This window comes from Paracoccus sp. PAMC 22219 (genome assembly GCF_000787695.1).
Lineage (GTDB): Bacteria > Pseudomonadota > Alphaproteobacteria > Rhodobacterales > Rhodobacteraceae > Paracoccus.
This window is the reverse complement of sequence record NZ_BBPH01000005.1, coordinates 34,799-52,681: the sequence shown is the minus strand read 5'-3', so window position 1 is coordinate 52,681 and position 17,883 is coordinate 34,799. Positions and strand designations below refer to the sequence as shown.

The 17,883-nt window shown below is 67.4% G+C and carries 15 protein-coding genes and 1 pseudogene; 7 read left to right on the top strand and 9 right to left on the bottom strand.

From position 1 onward, the window contains the following. Positions 1-67 precede the first annotated feature (67 nt). The 5 genes from TY51_RS01620 to TY51_RS01600 all read right to left on the bottom strand — a co-directional run bounded on the left by TY51_RS01620 (position 68) and on the right by TY51_RS01600 (position 5,769). Entirely contained in the window at positions 68-1,894 is a 1,827-nt protein-coding gene (locus TY51_RS01620; protein WP_042244977.1) for a glycosyltransferase, read from the bottom strand. Then, positions 1,891-3,036, bottom strand: coding sequence for an acyltransferase (locus TY51_RS01615; protein WP_042244975.1), 1,146 nt, complete (start codon positions 3,034-3,036; stop codon positions 1,891-1,893). The genes TY51_RS01620 and TY51_RS01615 overlap by 4 nt, the downstream gene beginning before the upstream one ends. Beyond that, on the bottom strand, positions 3,033-4,646 hold the full coding sequence (locus TY51_RS01610) for a DUF3131 domain-containing protein (protein WP_156117825.1): 1,614 nt from the start codon (positions 4,644-4,646) through the stop codon (positions 3,033-3,035). Before TY51_RS01610 ends, TY51_RS01615 begins: the two co-directional genes overlap by 4 nt. Continuing rightward, positions 4,643-5,044: an STAS domain-containing protein gene (locus TY51_RS01605; protein WP_231558846.1), complete on the bottom strand. Its 402-nt coding sequence runs from the start codon at positions 5,042-5,044 to the stop codon at positions 4,643-4,645. Before TY51_RS01605 ends, TY51_RS01610 begins: the two co-directional genes overlap by 4 nt. Before the next feature lie 125 nt (positions 5,045-5,169). After that, positions 5,170-5,769, bottom strand: a complete 600-nt coding sequence (locus tag TY51_RS01600; RefSeq protein ID WP_231558845.1) for a response regulator — start codon at positions 5,767-5,769, stop codon at positions 5,170-5,172. 247 nt (positions 5,770-6,016) lie between these two features. Between TY51_RS01600 and TY51_RS01595 the strand changes: the two genes are divergently transcribed. Then, a complete protein-coding gene (locus TY51_RS01595) occupies positions 6,017-6,514 on the top strand; it encodes a hypothetical protein (protein ID WP_042245032.1) in 498 nt (165 codons plus the stop codon). A gap of 29 nt (positions 6,515-6,543) precedes the next feature. Next, complete coding sequence (locus tag TY51_RS01590) at positions 6,544-8,991, top strand: ATP-binding protein (protein ID WP_197054597.1); 2,448 nt, start codon at positions 6,544-6,546, stop codon at positions 8,989-8,991. Between the two features lie 38 nt (positions 8,992-9,029). Here the strand turns inward: TY51_RS01590 and TY51_RS01585 are convergent, their stop codons facing one another. Further along, complete coding sequence (locus tag TY51_RS01585) at positions 9,030-11,075, bottom strand: sigma 54-interacting transcriptional regulator (protein ID WP_081994648.1); 2,046 nt, start codon at positions 11,073-11,075, stop codon at positions 9,030-9,032. A gap of 204 nt (positions 11,076-11,279) precedes the next feature. Here TY51_RS01585 and TY51_RS01580 point away from each other — a divergent pair, with 204 nt between their 5' ends. The 5 genes and pseudogenes from TY51_RS01580 to cynS all read left to right on the top strand — a co-directional run bounded on the left by TY51_RS01580 (position 11,280) and on the right by cynS (position 15,339). Then, complete coding sequence (locus TY51_RS01580) at positions 11,280-12,650, top strand: CmpA/NrtA family ABC transporter substrate-binding protein (RefSeq protein ID WP_042244968.1); 1,371 nt, start codon at positions 11,280-11,282, stop codon at positions 12,648-12,650. Continuing rightward, entirely contained in the window at positions 12,647-13,480 is an 834-nt protein-coding gene (gene ntrB, locus TY51_RS01575; RefSeq protein WP_042244965.1) for a nitrate ABC transporter permease, read from the top strand. The genes TY51_RS01580 and ntrB overlap by 4 nt, the downstream gene beginning before the upstream one ends. A 12-nt stretch (positions 13,481-13,492) precedes the next feature. Beyond that, positions 13,493-14,389 (top strand): ABC transporter ATP-binding protein, encoded by an 897-nt coding sequence (locus tag TY51_RS01570; protein WP_042244963.1) that lies wholly within the window; start codon positions 13,493-13,495, stop codon positions 14,387-14,389. After that, positions 14,386-14,849 (top strand): annotated as a pseudogene (locus TY51_RS01565) (DUF1348 family protein). Before TY51_RS01570 ends, TY51_RS01565 begins: the two are co-directional and overlap by 4 nt. Before the next feature lie 25 nt (positions 14,850-14,874). Beyond that, positions 14,875-15,339, top strand: a complete 465-nt coding sequence (gene cynS, locus TY51_RS01560) for a cyanase (protein WP_042244960.1) — start codon at positions 14,875-14,877, stop codon at positions 15,337-15,339. Positions 15,340-15,527: 188 nt separating this feature from the next. Here the strand turns inward: cynS and TY51_RS01555 are convergent, their stop codons facing one another. The 3 genes from TY51_RS01555 to TY51_RS01545 all read right to left on the bottom strand — a co-directional run bounded on the left by TY51_RS01555 (position 15,528) and on the right by TY51_RS01545 (position 17,833). Continuing rightward, positions 15,528-15,881, bottom strand: a complete 354-nt coding sequence (locus TY51_RS01555; RefSeq protein ID WP_197054596.1) for a hypothetical protein — start codon at positions 15,879-15,881, stop codon at positions 15,528-15,530. 69 nt (positions 15,882-15,950) lie between these two features. Then, positions 15,951-17,183 carry a HAMP domain-containing sensor histidine kinase gene (locus TY51_RS01550; protein WP_042244957.1) on the bottom strand — a complete coding sequence of 411 codons (1,233 nt, stop codon included), beginning with the start codon at positions 17,181-17,183 and terminating at the stop codon, positions 15,951-15,953. Continuing rightward, positions 17,180-17,833 carry a response regulator transcription factor gene (locus tag TY51_RS01545; RefSeq protein ID WP_042244954.1) on the bottom strand — a complete coding sequence of 218 codons (654 nt, stop codon included), beginning with the start codon at positions 17,831-17,833 and terminating at the stop codon, positions 17,180-17,182. Before TY51_RS01545 ends, TY51_RS01550 begins: the two co-directional genes overlap by 4 nt. Between the last annotated feature and the right edge of the window lie 50 nt (positions 17,834-17,883).

Here is a 17,883-nt window from a genome sequence, read left to right as displayed (position 1 = left end):
CCGCCGATGACCCCCAGGATAAAGACGATATGGCCGCGCGCGCGGACCAGGTTCTGGCGAAAGCGCATCAGGTTTCCTCTGCGATGGACGGGGTCGGTTGCCACAGCGCGGCGCGGATGATGCCCGCCATGGCGATGCAGTTGTTCAGGCCCCACAGGGCGTTGGTCACCACGCCTGTCGCGGTATGCCCGGTGTCGAAGGCCCACAGCGCCAGCGTGCCCCAGGCGACGCCCGCCACTGTCAGCACCACGACCGCGATCTGCGGACGCACCAGATGCAGAAAGCGGCCCGCCTGCCGGTCCTTGGGCGTCACGCGGAATGCGATGCGCTGGCCGCGCAGCACGGTCCACAGCGCACGCAACCCGATGGGAAAGGACGCCAGATAGCTGGTCTTGGCGGCGTGGCCCGCGATCCCCCAGGTGCCCACCATCATCGCCAGTTCCAGCGACAGGATGAACGGCACGACATGCAGGAAGAACTGCGGCGAATAGGCCGCCACGGGCGAGATGCCGGTGAACAGATAGGCGGCGGGTGCGAACAGGAACACGACGTTCCACAGGGCGCCCAGATAGGAATAGAAGGTCGCCCCGTACATCAGGCGCTGGCGCAGGGTCAGGCCGCGACGGAACAGCGGGTTGTCGTTGACCAGAATGTCCAGGCTGCCGCCCGCATACTTGAACCGCTGGATGGTCCAGCTGATCAGGTCCTGGGGCGACAGCATCCGCGTCTCGACGAAGGGGTGCAGCAGCGATGTCCAGCCGCGGTCGCGGTCGGCATGCAGCACGATCGAGGTATAGATGTCCTCGGACACGTGGAACCGGTAGGGGCTGAGGATCTCGGTGCCGACCGCCTCGGTGCGGATCGCGTCCAGAAGATCGGGGGCCACGACGCGTTCCCGCGTCTCCAGCGTGATCTCCTCCTCGGCCTCGATCACGCGGCGTTCGACCTTGGCGCCGAAGGCGCGCAGCGCGGCCTCCATCACCGCCTCGCGCCGGTGGATCGACCCCGCGCCGCAGCAGAAGGCCGCGTTGGCGTGGTTCCGGCGGCGCTGGATCACGTCATAGAACATCTGCGGATCGTTCGCGAAGGGGTCGCGCCCGATCCGGCATGCGCCGACGATCCGCTCGACCGCGTGCCCTGCCCGTCCGGCCCGCGCGCCCCACCGGGCCTGCAGGACCTGGGGCAGCCGCCGCCCTTCGGGCAGGTCATAGAACCATTGCGGCGTCTGCACCCAAGCCAGGCGCGGGTCGCGGAAATGGCCCAGGGTGCGCGACAGGCAGGTCGGGAACGGCCGCGTGTCCGCGTCGCAGATCAACAGGAAGTCGCCCGAGGTCTGCTCCATCGCGTTGCGCAGGTTGCCGGCCTTGAACCCCTCGTTCGTGGCGCGGGTGATGTAGCCCACGCCCTCTTGGCGCGCGACCTCGGCCATGGCGGGGCGGCGGCCGTCGTCCAGCACGTGGATGCGGATGTCGATCGGATGGGGATAGGCCATGGCCTTGGCGTCGATCAGGCCAAGCCGGACCAGTTCCGGGTCCTCGTCATAGGTTGCAAAGAACACGTCGACGGTGATCGGCAGCGACGGGTCCAGCGCCGCGGGATCGACCTCGCCCCGCGTCGCGGGCGCGTCGGGACAGGTCACCGGCTGGTCGCGCCACAGGCTGACGACGAACAGGACCAGGCCCAGATAGGCCAGCGTTTCCGCCACGGCCAGCAGGGCCGCGAACCACAGCGCGTCCGGGTTCAGCGAATGGGTCCAGCGCCAGGCGATGTACCATCCGCCGATCACCAGCGTGACGACCGCCAGGAACTGCCACAGCGCCTCGCGCAGCGGGTCGTACGGCAGGGGTTCGGGCGGCCTGCGATCCTCGAAGGCACGGAAATACGGGACGCTCATGCCGGCACAGCCTTGGGCTGCGGGCGCGCCTTGCGGGCGGACCAGGGCGTGGGGCCAAGGCCGATGGTCCAGGCGGTGGCGGGCAGACGGCCGATCGCCACCGCCAGTCCGAAGGCCAGCGGCAGGACCACGGCGAAACGCGTCACGACCAGAACGCCGGGCGACAGGGCCAGCCCCGATGTGATCAGCGCGATGTCGAACAGGTCGATGACCGCGGGATGGACCAGATAGACCCCGAACGTATAACGCGCGGCTGTCGACCAGCGGGGCGACCAGGCGTTGTACTGGCTGCCCAGAAAGGCGCAGAACACCAGGAGCGGCATCAGGAAATGGCCATAGTAGTCCCAGCCCGCCCGCACCGGAAAGCTGCCGGTCAGCAGGGCCGCGCCAAAGAAGGGCAGCGTCGCCAGATAGGCCAGCAGCACCAGATACAGCGCACCGCGCCGGATCAGCCGCGTCTCTCCGCGCGGCAGGCCGTCCTTCCACAGCGAATACAGCGCGAAGGCCGCCAGGCCATAGCCGACATAGCCGCAGACCTTGGTCACCCGCACCAGATAGTCGCGTGCCAGCGGCGCCAGGTCGATGGAATACAGGAACCCCTGCGCGTGATCCATCGCGCCCAGGGTCGCGAACAGCAGCACCCCCAGCATCGGATAGCGCATCGCCAGCCGCATCACCGGATAGAACAGGAAGATTGCGAACAGGGTGGGCAGGAAGTGCATGTGGTACTGCGCCTTGCCCAGCAGCAGATAGGCGACCCAGGTCTTGATCTGGCCTAGCTGCGCCAGGTATTGCGGCGCATAGCCAAAGGCGTCGGCCTTGATCAGCCGAAACAGCGCATAGAACAGCGTCCAGAAGGCAAAGGGCACCAGCAGCCGGTGCGCCTGCGTCACGATCGCCTCGCGATAGCCGGGCCGGTGACGGTCGATGCGCAGGGCCATCAGGAACAGCGAGAACAGAAAGAACATCTCGGACCCCGAGAATTCGCCGATGGACCGCAGCAGCACCGGCACCGCGCGCTCCGCCACGCTGGCATCGGGGAACGGGCGGCCCGCGAAATCAGTGGTGCTGTGGATCAGCACCACGCCCGCGGCCGCGCAGACGCGGTTCGCGTCGAACCACAGCATGCGACTGGTCGTCATGGCTGCACCCCGGCCGTGCGGCACTGACGCGGCAGCACGTCGCGCGGTTCGGGCTTGGCCATGACATGCGGCCCGGTGGAACAGTCGGTGGCGGCGATGCCGTCCTCGCCCTCGACCGGGCGGCACAGGACGAAATCGGTGGCCGCGATGGTCGGGACCGGTGCCGGCAGATCGCCGCAGGCGCAGCACGGCACTTCGCGCAGCATGGGTTCGGGCAGGCACTTGTTCGCGCGGATGTCGGTCAGCGAATAGGCCATGTCCCAGACCGTCGTGTTGGGGTTGGCGAATTGCAGGATCGGCCCCTGCACCTTGTAGAGCAGCGCCGCCAGGATGATGCCGTTGTTGTTCGCGGTCTGCAGCGGGATGACGCCGTTGCCGTTCTCGTACAGGCCCTCGAAAAAGCCGCCGTCTGCCTCGGACAGATCGGCCACGGTGTCGAACAGCAGTTGGGTATAGGGCACGTCCCACAGCGCCCACATGCCCAGCGCGGCCTTGGACGACACCGCCGCCCGGTCGGGCTGATAGACGTCGCTGGGGTCCAGCGTGTTCCAAGCATAGCCGTCGGCAAAGATCGAGTCATAGACGAAATAGGGTTGCCCCTCGACCTGGTGTTCCGACCGGGCGGTGATGATGCCGGTGCTTTCGAACCGCCGCTGCTGGACCAGAAAGATCCGATGCGCGAATTCGGCCCGCCACCCCTGCGACGCGACACCGGGGCCTGCGGGATCGGCCGTTGGCATGTCCCAGCCCATCTCCAGCCCGTCCAGCAGATAGCTTTCGGTCAGGACATAGTTCTGGTTGTGAAAGACCCGCGGATCGCGCCCGTCATAGGGAATGTCGATGTCGTGGATGGTGGTATAGGCCAGCGGCGCGGGCTCCAGTGCGCCCGCGACGTCGAACCCCCACAGGGCAAAACCCTTGGCGGCGTATTCCTCGTATCCCAGGCGGCCTTCCTGGACATAGCGGGTGTCGCCGTCGCCCGACACGATCGACCCGAACAGCCGCCCGTCGTCGTTGACGATATTGCAGAAGTTCCAGCGCAGCGGGACGTTGTCGACCCCGTTGGCCAGATAGGGATAGCGTTCGCGCAGGATGCGCAGCCAGACCAGCATGCGGCCCATGTCCAGGACCGAGAACCCCACCTCTCCGGGTTCGTTGGCATAGTTCACCTTTTGCCCGGTCTTGGTGTTGTAGACCTTGTTCGGGGCCTCTCCGCGATACAGGTCCAGATTGCGCAGCGTGCCGATCAGCAGGGTCGCCCGGCGGTCGAAATCGCGCTTGTCGATGATGCCCAGCTCGTACGCCGCGACAAGGGCGCTGACATAGGACGCGGTGTCCCACAGCGTCGTCGAGGGATAGCTGCCCACCGCGTTCACCAGCCCGGTCTCGGGCTGGAACCCGGCCTCGAAATAGCTCCAGGCGGCGCGGGCCATCGCCATCTCGCGGTCGGTCAGGGCACCGTGGCGGCCAAAGCGGGGCGCGGGCCGCTCCACCTGCTGGCCCACCAGCGATTGCAGCGCCTGTGGCAGCGGGCTGTCCAGGGCCATTGCCTGAAACGGCAGCAGCAGTGACAGCAGCGGAACCGCGATCCGCAAGGACCGGGCCATCATGACCGCCCCCCCAACGCCGCCGATGCCGCGGCGCAATCGGCAAAGACCGGAAAGACCTTGTCCATGCGGGTGATGCGGAACATGCCCGCGACGCTGCCCGACAGGCCGCACAGCACGATCTCTCCGCGCATGCCCAGCCGCTTGAGGACGCCCACCAGCGCGCTGATGGCGGTGCTGTCCACGAAATCGACGGCGGCCAGATCGACGACCAGCCGATCCTCGCCCCGGTCGATCAGGTCATAGACCTGGTCGCGAAAGGCGGTGGCGTTCGCCGCGGTCAGGCGCCCGGTCCGCAGGTGGATCTCGCAGCTGTGGCCCGCGGCGGGGCGGGTGATGCGGAACATGCCGCGGTCGGCGGCGATGGGATGGTCGGGATGGTCGATCGTCAAGTCGCGCATGTGCGGCCCCGTTTCTGGTTCGGATGGCATGGAAAGGCCCGCGACCGGCACCGATGGGTGCGGCCTGGACAGGACCGGGCAGCCCGCCCAAGGCGGGTCAGACCCGGAACGGATCGTTCGTCAGTTCAGGTGATCATCTTGCGGTCGCGGGCGATCATCGCGGCCTGCGTCCGGTTCCTGGCGTCCAGCTTGCGGCACAGGGTCTTGACGTGCAGCTTGACCGTGACCTCCTGCAGGCCCAGCAGCCGCCCGATATCCTTGTTCGACCGACCCTCGGTCAGACCGCGCAGCACCTGGGTCTCTCGCGCGGTCAACGCGCCCGCGGGGGCGTGATCGTCCTGCTCCAGATAGCCGTAAGGCACGAAGATCTCTCCGGATGCGATGAAGGTCACCGCCGCGGCCAGCGACCGCGCGTTCATCGTCTTGGGCAGAAAGCCCCGCGCCCCCGCCGCCATCGCGTCCCGCGCCACGCTGCGCGAGGCGGTCCCCGACAGGATCGCGACGGGGCGCGGATGCATCAGGCCGCGGATCAGGGCCAGTCCCGCCAGCCCGTCCATGCCCGGCATGTCATAGTCCAGCAGCGCCAGGTCGAAGGGAACATCCCCCGCCTGCGCAATCGCCCGTTCCGCGCCGGCGACATCGCCGACCTCGACAACCTGGGCGTCGATCTGCGCGCCCAGGTACAGGACCAGGGTTTCGCGGATCAGATCATGATCATCAGCCAATAAAATTTTCACGACTTCACCTCTTACGCGGCAAACCAGACGTGCTAGCCTGTGTTGCCGGGGTCCGTGATACCCGATGATCCTTCGCGAACGATCCGCCCTTATCCGCATGTCCCGCCCGCATCCCCGAAAGGATACAGGCGGACTATCCGTTCGTATAGCATTCGATACGAATGATTTCGTGCGCACCTCTGTCGTCCATGCGACATTCCCGACCATGATCGCCACGCTGCAACGGGATTTCCTCATGGTTCGCACATTTGTCCGCGGTACGTTTCTGTCCGCCGTCCTGGTCTTGGCAGGGCCGGCCCTTGCGCAGGACGCGCCTCTGCTCAGCGTCGACGGGCCGGGCGGGTCGCGCAGCTATGACCTGCCCGCGCTGCAGGCCCTGGGCGAGGCGGAGATCCGGACATCGACCGTCTGGACCGAGGGGGTCCACAGCTTTACGGGCGTCCCGCTGGCCAGCATCCTGGAGGATTCCGGCATCGCAACCGGCGCAGGCAGCGCCGGCGAAGTGACAGCGACCGCCATCAACGATTACGCCATCAGCATTCCCTTGGCCGAGATCGGCCCCGAGGTGCCCCTGGTGGCCTATCTGATCGACGACAGCGAAATGTCGGTCCGCGACAAGGGGCCGTTGTGGATCGTCTATCCCTATGACGCCGACCGGCAGTACCAGACAGAGGTCATCTATTCCCGCAGCATCTGGCAGCTGAACCGCATCAGCACCGCCCCGGTGCCATGAGCGCCATCCGGACCCGGCTTCAGGTTGCGGTGGCCGTTCTGACGGCGTCGATCGCCGTGTGCGGGTTCGTGGTCTGGGTGGTCAGCGCCGATGCGCGGCGCCAGATCGATCAGCTGGCGACAGCCAATTCCGACAGCATCCAGTGGTCGCTTGCGCAATCCGAGGTCGAGCTGCTAGCCCTGCTTGTCTCGGTCGCGGATGCCCGCGCGCAGCCCGACGACTCCGCGATGCTGGCCGAGGTCAGGACCCGGTTCGACATCCTTTATTCCCGCATGCGGACGCTGACCACGGGCCGGGTGTTCCAGACCCTTCGGCAGGACGAACCGGCCCGCCGCAGGCTGGACCAGACAGAGGCCGTCCTGGACGCCATCATCCCGCTGGTCGACGGCCCCGACGACCGCCTGCGCGATGCGCTGCCGTCGCTGCAGACACGTGTCGCAGCCCTTCGCCCGGTGGTGCGGTCGGCCTCGCTGGAGGGGGTCCGGCTGTTCTCGGGGCAATCCGACCGACAGCGCGAACAGGTCTCCGCGGCCATTCACGACCTGGCGTTGCTGGTCGGGCTGATGGTGGTGGCGGTGACGCTGGTCGTCGCGGCCTTGGGGGTCATGGCGGAACGCGCGCGGCGGCAGACGGCGCGGATCGCCACCACCCATGCGCGGCTGCGGACGGTGATCGCCACGTCGCATGATGCCATCGTGGTGGCCGATACCGACGGCCGCATCCTGGATTTCAACGAATCGGCGCAACGCATCTATGGCTATGATGCAGAGGAGGCCCTGGGCGCCGACATGCTGACGCTGATCGTCCCCGAGGCCGCCCGCGGAGAGGTGCGCGATTTCCTGGCCGACGTGTCCACGCCCGCCACCGATCCAGGCCGTCCGATCCAGGCCACCGCCATGCGCAAGTCCGGAGAGATCTTTCCGATCGAGGCCACGGTCGCCCGCGCGCCCAGTGAAAGGGGTCCGGTCATGATCGCCTTCGTGCGCGACATCACCCGTCAGGTCCAGGAGGCGGACGAGCTGATCCGCGCTCGCGACCGCGCCGTCGCCGGAGAGCGCGCCAAGGACGAGATGCTGACCGTCATGAGCCACGAGATGCGCACCCCGCTGAACGGTCTGCTGGGCACGCTGGAACTGTTGTCCACCACCGACCTGAACCCGCGTCAGCGCCGTTATGCCGACGTGATGGCCCAATCCGGAGAGCTGCTGCTGGGTCATGTCAATTCGGTCCTGGACATCGCGCGCGCCGACGCCGGGGCCTTGCGGCTGGAGCAGGTCGCCTTTGACCCGCACAAGCTGGTGCTGGATCTGCTGGACGCCCTGCATGCGCGGGCGCAACAGCGCGGGAACACGATGTCCGCGCGCGTGATCGGGGATGCGGCCTGCCCGGTGCTGGGCGATCCGGTGCGCCTGACGCAGATTCTGGTCAACCTGATCGGCAACGCCATCAAGTTCACCGAAGACGGCCGGATCACGGTCACCATCGACCGGCGGCGGGCCGGGGTGGTCGAATTCAGCGTCTGCGATACCGGCATCGGGATCGCGCCCGAAGACCACGTGCGCATCTTTCAGGAATTCGTGACCTTGGACCCGTCGTTCCGCCGCAAGGTCGAGGGGACGGGGCTGGGCCTTGGCATCGTGCGCCGCCTGACCCGGCTGATGGACGGCGACATCCGCGTGGAAAGCGAGACCGGCCAGGGTGCCTGCTTCATCCTGACCGTACCGCTGGCCGACCAGCCCCTGCCATCTCCGGAGGCGGAACCGACCGACCCCGCGACCCCCGCCCCCGGTCCCCGGCGCGCGGTGCTGGTGGTCGAGGACAACGAGGTCAACCGGATGGTCGTCCGCGAAATGCTGCACGCCCGCAATTGCGACGTCGCCGAGGCGGTCGACGGACAGCAGGGCGTCGATGCCGCGCGGGCGCAGCGGTTCGACCTGATCTTCATGGACATCAGCATGCCCCGCATGGACGGCATCACCGCCGCGTCGGAGATACGGGCCGGGGGTCAGAACGTCGCCACGCCCATCATCGCCCTGACCGCCCATGCCCGGACCGAGGATCAGGACCGGTTCCAGGCGGCGGGCATGTCGGCATCACTGACAAAACCGCTGTCGTTCCAGACCCTGGACCCGCTGCTGGATCGCTTCATGCTCCCTTTGCACGCGCCCTCGGCCAGAGAGGCCGCCCGGCGCCACCTTGCCGGCAATATCGGCGAGGCGCATGCCGACCGGATGCTGGACCGTATCCTGGCCGAGTTTGACGACAGCCTGACCCGGCTGCATGACCTGACAGGCGACCGCGCGACCCTGCCGGATGCAGCGCGGCTGGCCCATCGCATGGCCGGGTCCGTGGCGCTGCTGGGCATGACCGCGCTGCGCGACCGGTTGACCGAGCTGGAAGACGGTCTTGCGACCGGGACCATCGCGGGGGCCGACATCCAGACGCGGCTGCGCGCCATCCGCCTGATGGTGCCGTGACGCCTGTCAGGGCATGTCCGATCTGTCGCGACCCAAGGTCAGACCGGCGCGTGACCCGTCACCTGCAAGCGTGGACCGACGCCGCATGTCGCTGCTGCGCCCTTGGGCCGAGGGGGTGAAAGACCGCATGACCATCGCCGGCACAGGTGCGCGTCCCGTACCTGTCTGACCAAACTCAGGGCCGGTGCAACGGCCTTGAGGACCCAGCCCGTGCAGCGCCCGAGGATGGTGGTGCCCGCCCATTCGGCATCCAGAACGCCAAGCTTGGCAAGGCGCGAATACAGCGTCGTCGCCGGCACGCCCAACAGGGCCGCGGCACCGTCGGGGCCCGATACCTTACCGCCCGCCTCGCGCATCGCGTTCAGCACGTTGTCGCGGGCCAGGGTGCGCATCTGGGAATCGGTCAGCACGGCGCGACCGGGGGTGGCGGCGGGCTGGCCGTCGTCGCCCATGTCCAGCACCAGCTTGCTGTGCCCGGTCGACAGGATCACCGCGCGTTCGATGACATTGCCCAATTCCCGCACGTTGCCCGGCCAGTCATAGGCCTGCAGACGCTGCATCGTGCGGGTCGAGATCACCGGACAAGGGCGGTTCATCCGCTTGCAGGCCAGCCCCAGCAGGTGATCGGCCAGCGCCGGAATGTCCTCGGGACGGTCGCGGAGCGGGCTGCACTGGATCGGAAAGACGTTCAGGAACAGCGCCAGATCCTCGCGCAGGCGACCTGCGGCGATCTCGACCTCGGGGGGGCGGATCAGGGCGGCGATCACGCGGATGTCCAGCGGGCGGGCGCGCAGGTCGCCCAGCCGCGTGACCTGCGCCGTCTGCAGCGCGTGCAGCAGGCGCCCCTGCAGTTCGGGCGGCATCTCGGCCAGATCGTCCAGGAACAGCGTGCCGCCATGCGCCAGCTCCAGCTTGCCGGGGCGGTCGCGCTGCGTGCCCAGCAGGTGGCTGCGCATCTGGCCGAACAGTTCGGTCTCGATCGCGTCGGGCGCATGCGCACTGCACTTGAACGAGATCAGCGGCCGGCGCTGGCGCGGGCTGTCCTTGTGGATCGCGGTCGCCACCAGCGCCTTGCCGGTGCCCGCCTCGCCGGTGATCATCACCGGCGCATCGGTCGGCGCGACCAGCGCGATGCGCGTCAGCACCTGCCGCGTGGCCCCGGACCCGCCGATGATGTCGTGATGCGCGCGTTCGCTGGTGATCGCCTCCTGCAGATAGGCGTTCTCCTGTTCCAGCCGGTCGCGCAGCGCATCGACCTGGTCCAGCGCCTCGCGCAGGCGGCGCTGGCTTTCGTACCGCTCGGTGATGTCGCGAAAGATCACCACCGCCCCGGCCAGCACCTTGTGGTCATAGATCGGCGTGGACACGTATTCGACGCGGATCGGGCGGCCGTCCTTGCGCCAGAACACCTCGTCCTCGATCCGGTGGACCTGCTCGAAGCGGAAGCTGCGATAGATCGGGCAGTCATGTGCGGGATAGTGTTCGCCGTTCAGGTGGTGGTGATGGATCACCGAATGGATGTCGTGGCCCAGAAGATCGGCGGCGGTCCAGCCCAGCATCTCCTGCGCGGCACGGTTCAGGAAGGTCGTCTTGCCTTCAGCGTTCACGCCATAGATCCCCTCGCCCGCCGCATTCAGGATCAGCTGGTTCTGCCGTTCCAGATCGGCAAAGAAGGTCTGCGCCCGCTTCCACTCCATAAGCCCCGACCGAAAGGTGCGCGCGGCCTCGGTCGCCTCGGCGCGTTGGTCCAGCTCGTCCAGGTCCAGCACGGTGATCAGCAGGTGGTCTGCATCGCCCGGCATCGGCGTCGCGCGCAACTCCACGGTCAGCGGACGCCCGTGGCCGTCGGTCATCGCGATGTCGCGCGCCCAGGCGTGACCGCGATGGGCGACCTCATCGGCAAAGACGATGAACCGCGGCACGGCGCGACCCAGCAGCGCGGAAAAGCGCATGGCATCGGGGGGCAGCGCCAGCAGCCGCACCGCATCCCGGTTGGCCGCGACGACGCGGTCGCGCCGCGTGTCCACGACCACGGCGGCCATGGGCAGACTGTCCAGCAGGGTGATCGATGGCGTGTGGTTCATGCCACCGACTGTCGCGCGGCGGCCCACGGGCCATCAATCGACATTTCGTAATTCACGAAAAATCGTAAGGTTGTGCGGGTAGTGACAGCCCATATCTATATGAAATTAATAAATAAATAAAATTTAGGCAGTTTTGTCATGAGACTTTTTCCGACACCTCCGTCGCCCGCAAACTGGACCCAACCGAAATGAACGAGGTCCGACATGACGATCAGAGCCCTGGGTGATCCCTTCTCGGCCCAGACCGACCTGCGCCACGGCGCGGGGTGCGCCTGCACCCGCTGCGCGACCGTGGCCCAGACCGCCCCCGCATCGACCGAGGCGATGATCGAGCGCGCCGTGGAAAGCGCGATCGTCCGGTCGGTGTTCGGGCACAGCGACGTGTCGCGGCGGTCCTTCATGGGCATGCTGGGCGGCGGCACGATGGCGGCGGCGCTGGCATCGGTCCTGCCGCTGGATCAGGCCAAGGCCGCGGTGCTGGACGCGATGGGTCCGCTGGAAAAGACCAACCTCAACATCGGCTTCGTCGCCATCACCTGCGCGACGCCGATCATCATGGCCGAACCGATGGGGTTCTATGCCCGTCACGGTCTGGACGTGTCAGTGATCAAGACGGCGGGCTGGGCGGTGGCGCGCGACAAGTCGCTGTCGGGCGAATACGACGCCAGCCACATGCTGACGCCGATGCCGCTGGCGATGACCATGGGCGCCGGGTCCACCGCGCAGCCGTTCATCATGCCGGCGGTCGAGAACATCAACGGCCAGGCCATCGTGCTGTCGAACGACCACATGGACAAGCGCGACCCGAAACAGTGGAAGGGCCTGACCTTCGGCGTGCCCTTCGAATATTCGATGCACAACTTTCTGCTGCGGTACTATGTTGCGGAACACGGGCTGGACCCCGACCGCGACATCCAGATCCGCGTGGTGCCGCCGCCGGACATGGTGGCCAACCTGCGCGCGGGGAACCTGGACGGGTTCCTATCGCCCGACCCCTTCAACCAGCGCGCCGTGTGGGAGGGGATCGGATTCATCCACCTGCTGACCAAGGACCTGTGGGAGGGCCATCCCTGCTGCGCCTTCGCGGCACCCGCCCGGTTCGCGACCGAGATGCCGAATACCTATGGCGCCCTGCTGCGCGCCATCATCGACGCCACGCAATATGCCAGCGACCCCGCCAACCGGTCCGAGATCGCCCAGGCCATCGCGCCCGCCAACTATCTGAACCAGCCGGTGCCGGTGATCGAACAGGTGCTGACCGGCACATTCGCCGACGGGCTGGGAGAGGTGCGCCAGGTGCCCGACCGGATCGATTTCGACCCCTTTCCGTGGCAGTCCATGGGCGTCTGGATCCTGACCCAGATGAAGCGGTGGGGTTATATCGACGGTGACGTCGACTATCGCGGCATCGCCGAGCAGGTCTATCTGGCCACCGACGCCCGCAGCGTGATGCAGGATCTGGGCTATGACGCCCCGGCCGAGAACTACAAAAGCCATCAGATCATGGGCAAGACCTTCGATCCCGCCGATCCCGAAGGATATCTGGCCAGCTTTGCCATCGGACGCGGCGCATGAGCGTCTGGTCCGAAAACAGCCGCGCGGCGCTGTTGTCCGTGCTGATCCTGGCCTTGGCGCTGCTGGCTTGGGAACTGGCGATCCCAGCCCAGCATTTGGCAACCGAGATGACCGAATACGAACGCCTGATGGGCGGCGGTTCTGCCCGCGCGGGCATCCCCGCCCCGTCGCAGGTCGCCGTCAAGGCGTGGGAACAGCTGAGCAATCCGTTCTATGACGCGGGCCCGAACGACAAGGGCATCGGCATCCAGATCGCCTATTCCCTGGGCCGCGTCTTGACCGGATACGGCATGGCCGCCCTGATCGCGATCCCGCTTGGCTTCCTGATCGGGATGTCGCCGGTGGCCTACAAGGCGCTGAACCCGTTCATCCAGGTGCTGCGGCCGATCTCTCCGCTGGCATGGATGCCGCTGGCGCTGTTCATCATCCAGGACAGCGAGGCCAGCGCGATCTTTGTGATCTTCATCTGCTCGATCTGGCCGATGCTGCTGAACACCGCGTTCGGGGTGTCGGGCGTGCGGGCCGATTGGGTCAACGTGGCGCGCACCCACGAACTGGGGTCCCTGCGCACCGCGCTGACCGTGATCCTGCCCGCGGCGGCGCCCACCATCATCACCGGCATGCGGATTTCCATCGGCATCGCCTGGCTGGTCATCGTCGCGGCCGAGATGTTGGTCGGCGGCACCGGCATCGGGTATTACGTCTGGAACGAGTGGAACAACCTGGACCTGTCGTCCGTGATCTTCTCGATCCTTCTGATCGGCATCGTCGGCATGCTTTTGGACAGCGTCTTCGCGGTCCTGCAGCGCCGCCTGACCTATGCGGAATAAGGGAGCCATCCGATGAGCAAACCGTTTGTCAGCGTCGAGCTGTTGTCGCAGCGCTTTCCCGACGGCAAGGGCGGTCGGATGACCGTCTTTGAAAACGCCAGCTTCGGCATCGAAAAGGGTGAATTCGTCGTGATCCTGGGCCATTCCGGCTGCGGAAAGTCGACGATCATGAACATCCTGGCGGGCTTGGCGCAGCCCACTTCCGGCGTCGTCACCATGGACGGGACCGAGATTTCCGGCCCCAGCCTGGACCGCGGCGTGGTGTTCCAGAACTACTCCCTGCTGCCGTGGCTGACCGCGCTTGGCAATGTCCGCTTCGGGGTGCGCGCCCGCCACCCGGACTGGAGCCGCGCCAAGGTCGACGAGGTGTCGACCGAATACCTGTCGATGGTCGGACTCAGCGCAGAGGCGATCCACCGCAAGCCCAGCCAGCTGTCGGGCGGCATGCGCCAGCGCGTGTCCATCGCCCGCGCCTTTGCCAACCACCCCAAGCTGCTGCTGCTGGACGAGCCGTTCGGCGCGCTGGATGCGCTGACCCGCGGCACCATCCAGGACGAGCTGCTCAAGATCTGGGGCGGCACGAACCAGACCGTGTTCATGATCACCCACGACATCGACGAGGCGATCCTGCTGGCCGACCGCATCCTGCTGATGACCAACGGGCCCTTTGCCCGCGTGGCGGAATCGGTCCAGATCACCATCCCGCGGCCCCGCACCCGCACCGACATCGTGGATCACCCGAACTATTATCCGATCCGCAACCACCTGGTGCAGTTCCTGGGCAAGCGGTCCAAGGAGCTGGCGGGCCAGGCGTCGGGCGGGGCGGCGCAAAGCCCGGACAGGGTGCGCATCGACCTGACGGCGCCGCCCGCACCCGCACCCGCGCACCTGCGGGCCATCGCCGAATGACCCGCCCGCCGGTGCCGCCCTTTTCGCGCGACGACGCGATCCTCAAGGTCCGCATGGCCGAGGACGCCTGGAATGGCCGCGACCCGGCCCGCGTGGCGCTGGCCTATACGCCCGACACCGTCTGGCGGAACCGGTCCGAGTTTCTGCACGGCCGCGATCAGGTGCAGGCCTTTCTGACCCGCAAGTGGCAGGCCGAACAGGGCTATCGCCTGATCAAGGAGCTGTGGTGCCACGCCCCCGACCGCATCGCCGTGCGGTTCTGCTATGAATGGCATGACGCGGCGGGCCAGTGGTTCCGGTCCTATGGCAACGAGAACTGGCAGTTCGACGCCGGCGGCCTGATGGCCGTGCGCCACGCATCCATCAACGATCTGGCCATCGGGGATGGCGACCGCCTGTTCCACTGGACGCAGGCCCCCGCCCCGCCGATCACCCGTGCCTGACCCAGCTGGGCCTGTGACCCCCTTTACCCCAAGGAGACGACCATGAAAGACCAGATTGCCCCCACCCTGACCCGCGAGGATGTCACCGCCCTGATCCTGGCCGCCAGAAAGGCGCAGGGCCTGTCCTGGGAAGGGATCGCCGAACGCATCGGCATGTCCCCGGTGTTCACGCATTCCGCCTGCATGGGCATGAACGCCTTTCCCGCTGACAAGGCACAGGCGCTGGTCACCGCGCTGGACCTGCCGGCCGGCGCGGCCGATCTGCTGTCCGAATCGCCCACCAAGATCTGGAGCCAGGCGGTGCCGACCGACCCCTGCCTCTATCGCCTGTACGAGATCTTCGGCGTCTACGGCCCGACCATCAAGGCCCTGATCGAGGAGAAGTTCGGCACCGGCATCATGTCCGCCATCGATTTCGAGATGTCGCTGACCCGCGTGGCCAACCCCAAGGGCGACCGCGTCAAGCTGGAGATGTCGGGCAAGTACCTGGCGTACAACGCATGGTAGGGATGTGCCGGCGACGGGCTATGTCGTTGGTACACACCTGATATTGCGCGGGTCGCCAACGTCGTGGGCCAGCCGTAAGACCGATCGCCGGATCCGTGCTGCGGATCCGGTCTTCGCATCGCCGCCGCTGTGCGTGCACTATGCCCGTCAGATAATGCGGGCGAAACGCCTTGTGGCAGGGCGATCGTTCAGTCCTGATCATCCGCCCTGTTGCCGACCGGGAACATGTCCTCGCCGTAATGGTGCAGCTTGACGTGATGCGTCCGGCACAGCCAGCGCACGACCAACGGCTGGTCGTAATGGTCGTGATGGGCATCGACCGTCTCTGCGCCGCAGACCTCGCACGGGCGCTTTTGCAACTGGCCGGAGGCCAGCGCCCGCTGCACCGCAAGGTGGGCGCTGTATTTCAGCAGGTTGGCACGGCGCCAGTTGGTCTGCCGGGTGTCGCTTTTCAGCGTGGGCGGCACGTGGCCAGCGGGCTGGGGGTCCATCGACCCCTGATCGTCCCGATCCTGCTGCTGCGACGTCTTTCCCTGATCCATCTGGCCAGCATATGCCCGACCTGTGCAAAAGACAAAAGGTCGCTTAATCCGCATCGCGGGGACGCACCCTCAGGCATCCGGGCCCGGTGCGCCCTGACCAAAGTCCAACGTGACCCGGGCACGATCGGCTGTCATCGCATAGCGCACGCCCAGCCCGTGGGCCGCGGCCATGCGCGTCACGATGGCAAGGCCCAGCCCGGCACCATGAGAGCCCACGCCCTTGTCGAAGGTGGCATGCCTAAAAGCCGCGCCCGGGCCGACGGCATTGCTGACGGTCAGCACCGGCCCGGCCGAAATCAGCACCCGCAGGTCCCCCGTCCCGTGATCGGCCGCGTTGCGCAGCAGGTTGCGCAGGATCAGCGCCAGCGCGTCGGGGTCGATGGGGACGGGGGCCGTCGTCATCTCTCCATCGTCGAACATCACCGGCTGGCCGACATCGTCGATCACCATCCGCGCCACGCGCACCAGATCGCAGGAGCCCGCGCCCATCGCCCCGGCATCGGCCCGCGACAGCTGCAGCAGCCGTTCGACCAGGTGCGCCATGCGGCCCAGCGCCCCCGCCAGCCGCCCCGCCGCCGCGCCGTCGGCCAGACCCGCGGCGATCAGCTGGGCCTGTCCCGATGCGGCGGCGATGGGGGTGCGCAGCTCATGCGCCGCGTTGGTCGCGAACTGGCGTTCCGCGTCGATCCGGGCGCGGATCGTGTCCAGATAGCCGTTCAGCGCCTGCGGGATCGGGGCCAGCTCGACCGGCAGGTCGGGGGTCACGACGGGGGACAGGTCCTGCGCGGACCGCCCGCGCAGTTCGGTCGCAAACCGCGTCGCCGGGCGCAGCGCCGATCCCACCGCCCCCCGGATCGCGATGGGCGCCGCCAGCAGCACCGGCAGCATCAGCGCCACCAGCCAGAACAGGCTTTCGCGCAGTTCGTCGCGTCGCCACGCGCTGGTATGACCGACCTCGACGACGATGTCGCTGTCGGGATCGGACAGCCGAAAGACCCGCCAGCCGGGCAGGTCCTGGCCGCCATCGCCCGTCACCGGCGGCCAGGGCGCCTCGGTCACCGCGACGCCCGCCTCGACGATCCTGATCGCATTGTCGCCCGACACCAGGTCTCCGACCTGCCCCGCCCCCCGATACAGCGCCAGCGACAGCCGGGCCGAGCCTTCCAGGCTGTCATCCATCAGCTCGGTCATCTCGTGAGAGATGACCAGCATCGCCAACGCGACCCCTGCCAGCCATGCGGCACAGGCCCCCAGCACCACCCGGCGGACCAGCCGCCCGCGCAGGGACCAAGGCCGCGTCACGGGATCAGGTATCCAAGGCCCCGCCGGGTCTGGATCGCATCGGCCCCCAGCTTGCCCCGCAGACGCGAGACATAGACCTCGACCGCGTTCCCTTCGATGGCATCGTCAAAGGCGTACAGACGATCCTCCAGCACCTGCTTGGACAGCACCCTGCCCCGCGCCGACAGCAGCGCATCGAACAGCGCCCATTCGCGAGAGGTCAGGCGGATCTCGGTATCCTCGCGGAACAGCCGGGCACCGGCGCGGTCAACGCGCAGCCCACCCAGCCAGCTTTCCGTGGCCGGGTCGCCCGAGGCGCGGCGGGCATGGGCGCGCAGACGGGCCTCTATCTCTGACAGGTCATAGGGCTTGACGACGTAATCGTCCGCGCCCGCATCCAGACCCGCGATGCGTTCGGTAATCTGGTCGCGCGCGGTGGCAATGATCACCGGCACCCGGTTGCCGCGATGGCGCTGTTCGCGCAGCAGCGTCAGCCCGGACCCGTCCGGCAACGCCAGATCCAGCAGGATCGCGTCGAACGCCGCCACTTCCAGCGCCGCCCGCGCAGTGTCCAGGTCCAGCACGTGATCGACCGCATGCCCCTGCGCCCGCAGGAACCGGACCAGCGCATCGGCGATATCGGCCTCGTCTTCGATCACCAGGACACGCATCGGATTTCCCTTCGTCCCGTCCAGACATGGCGGGACCAGACGCCCGGAGC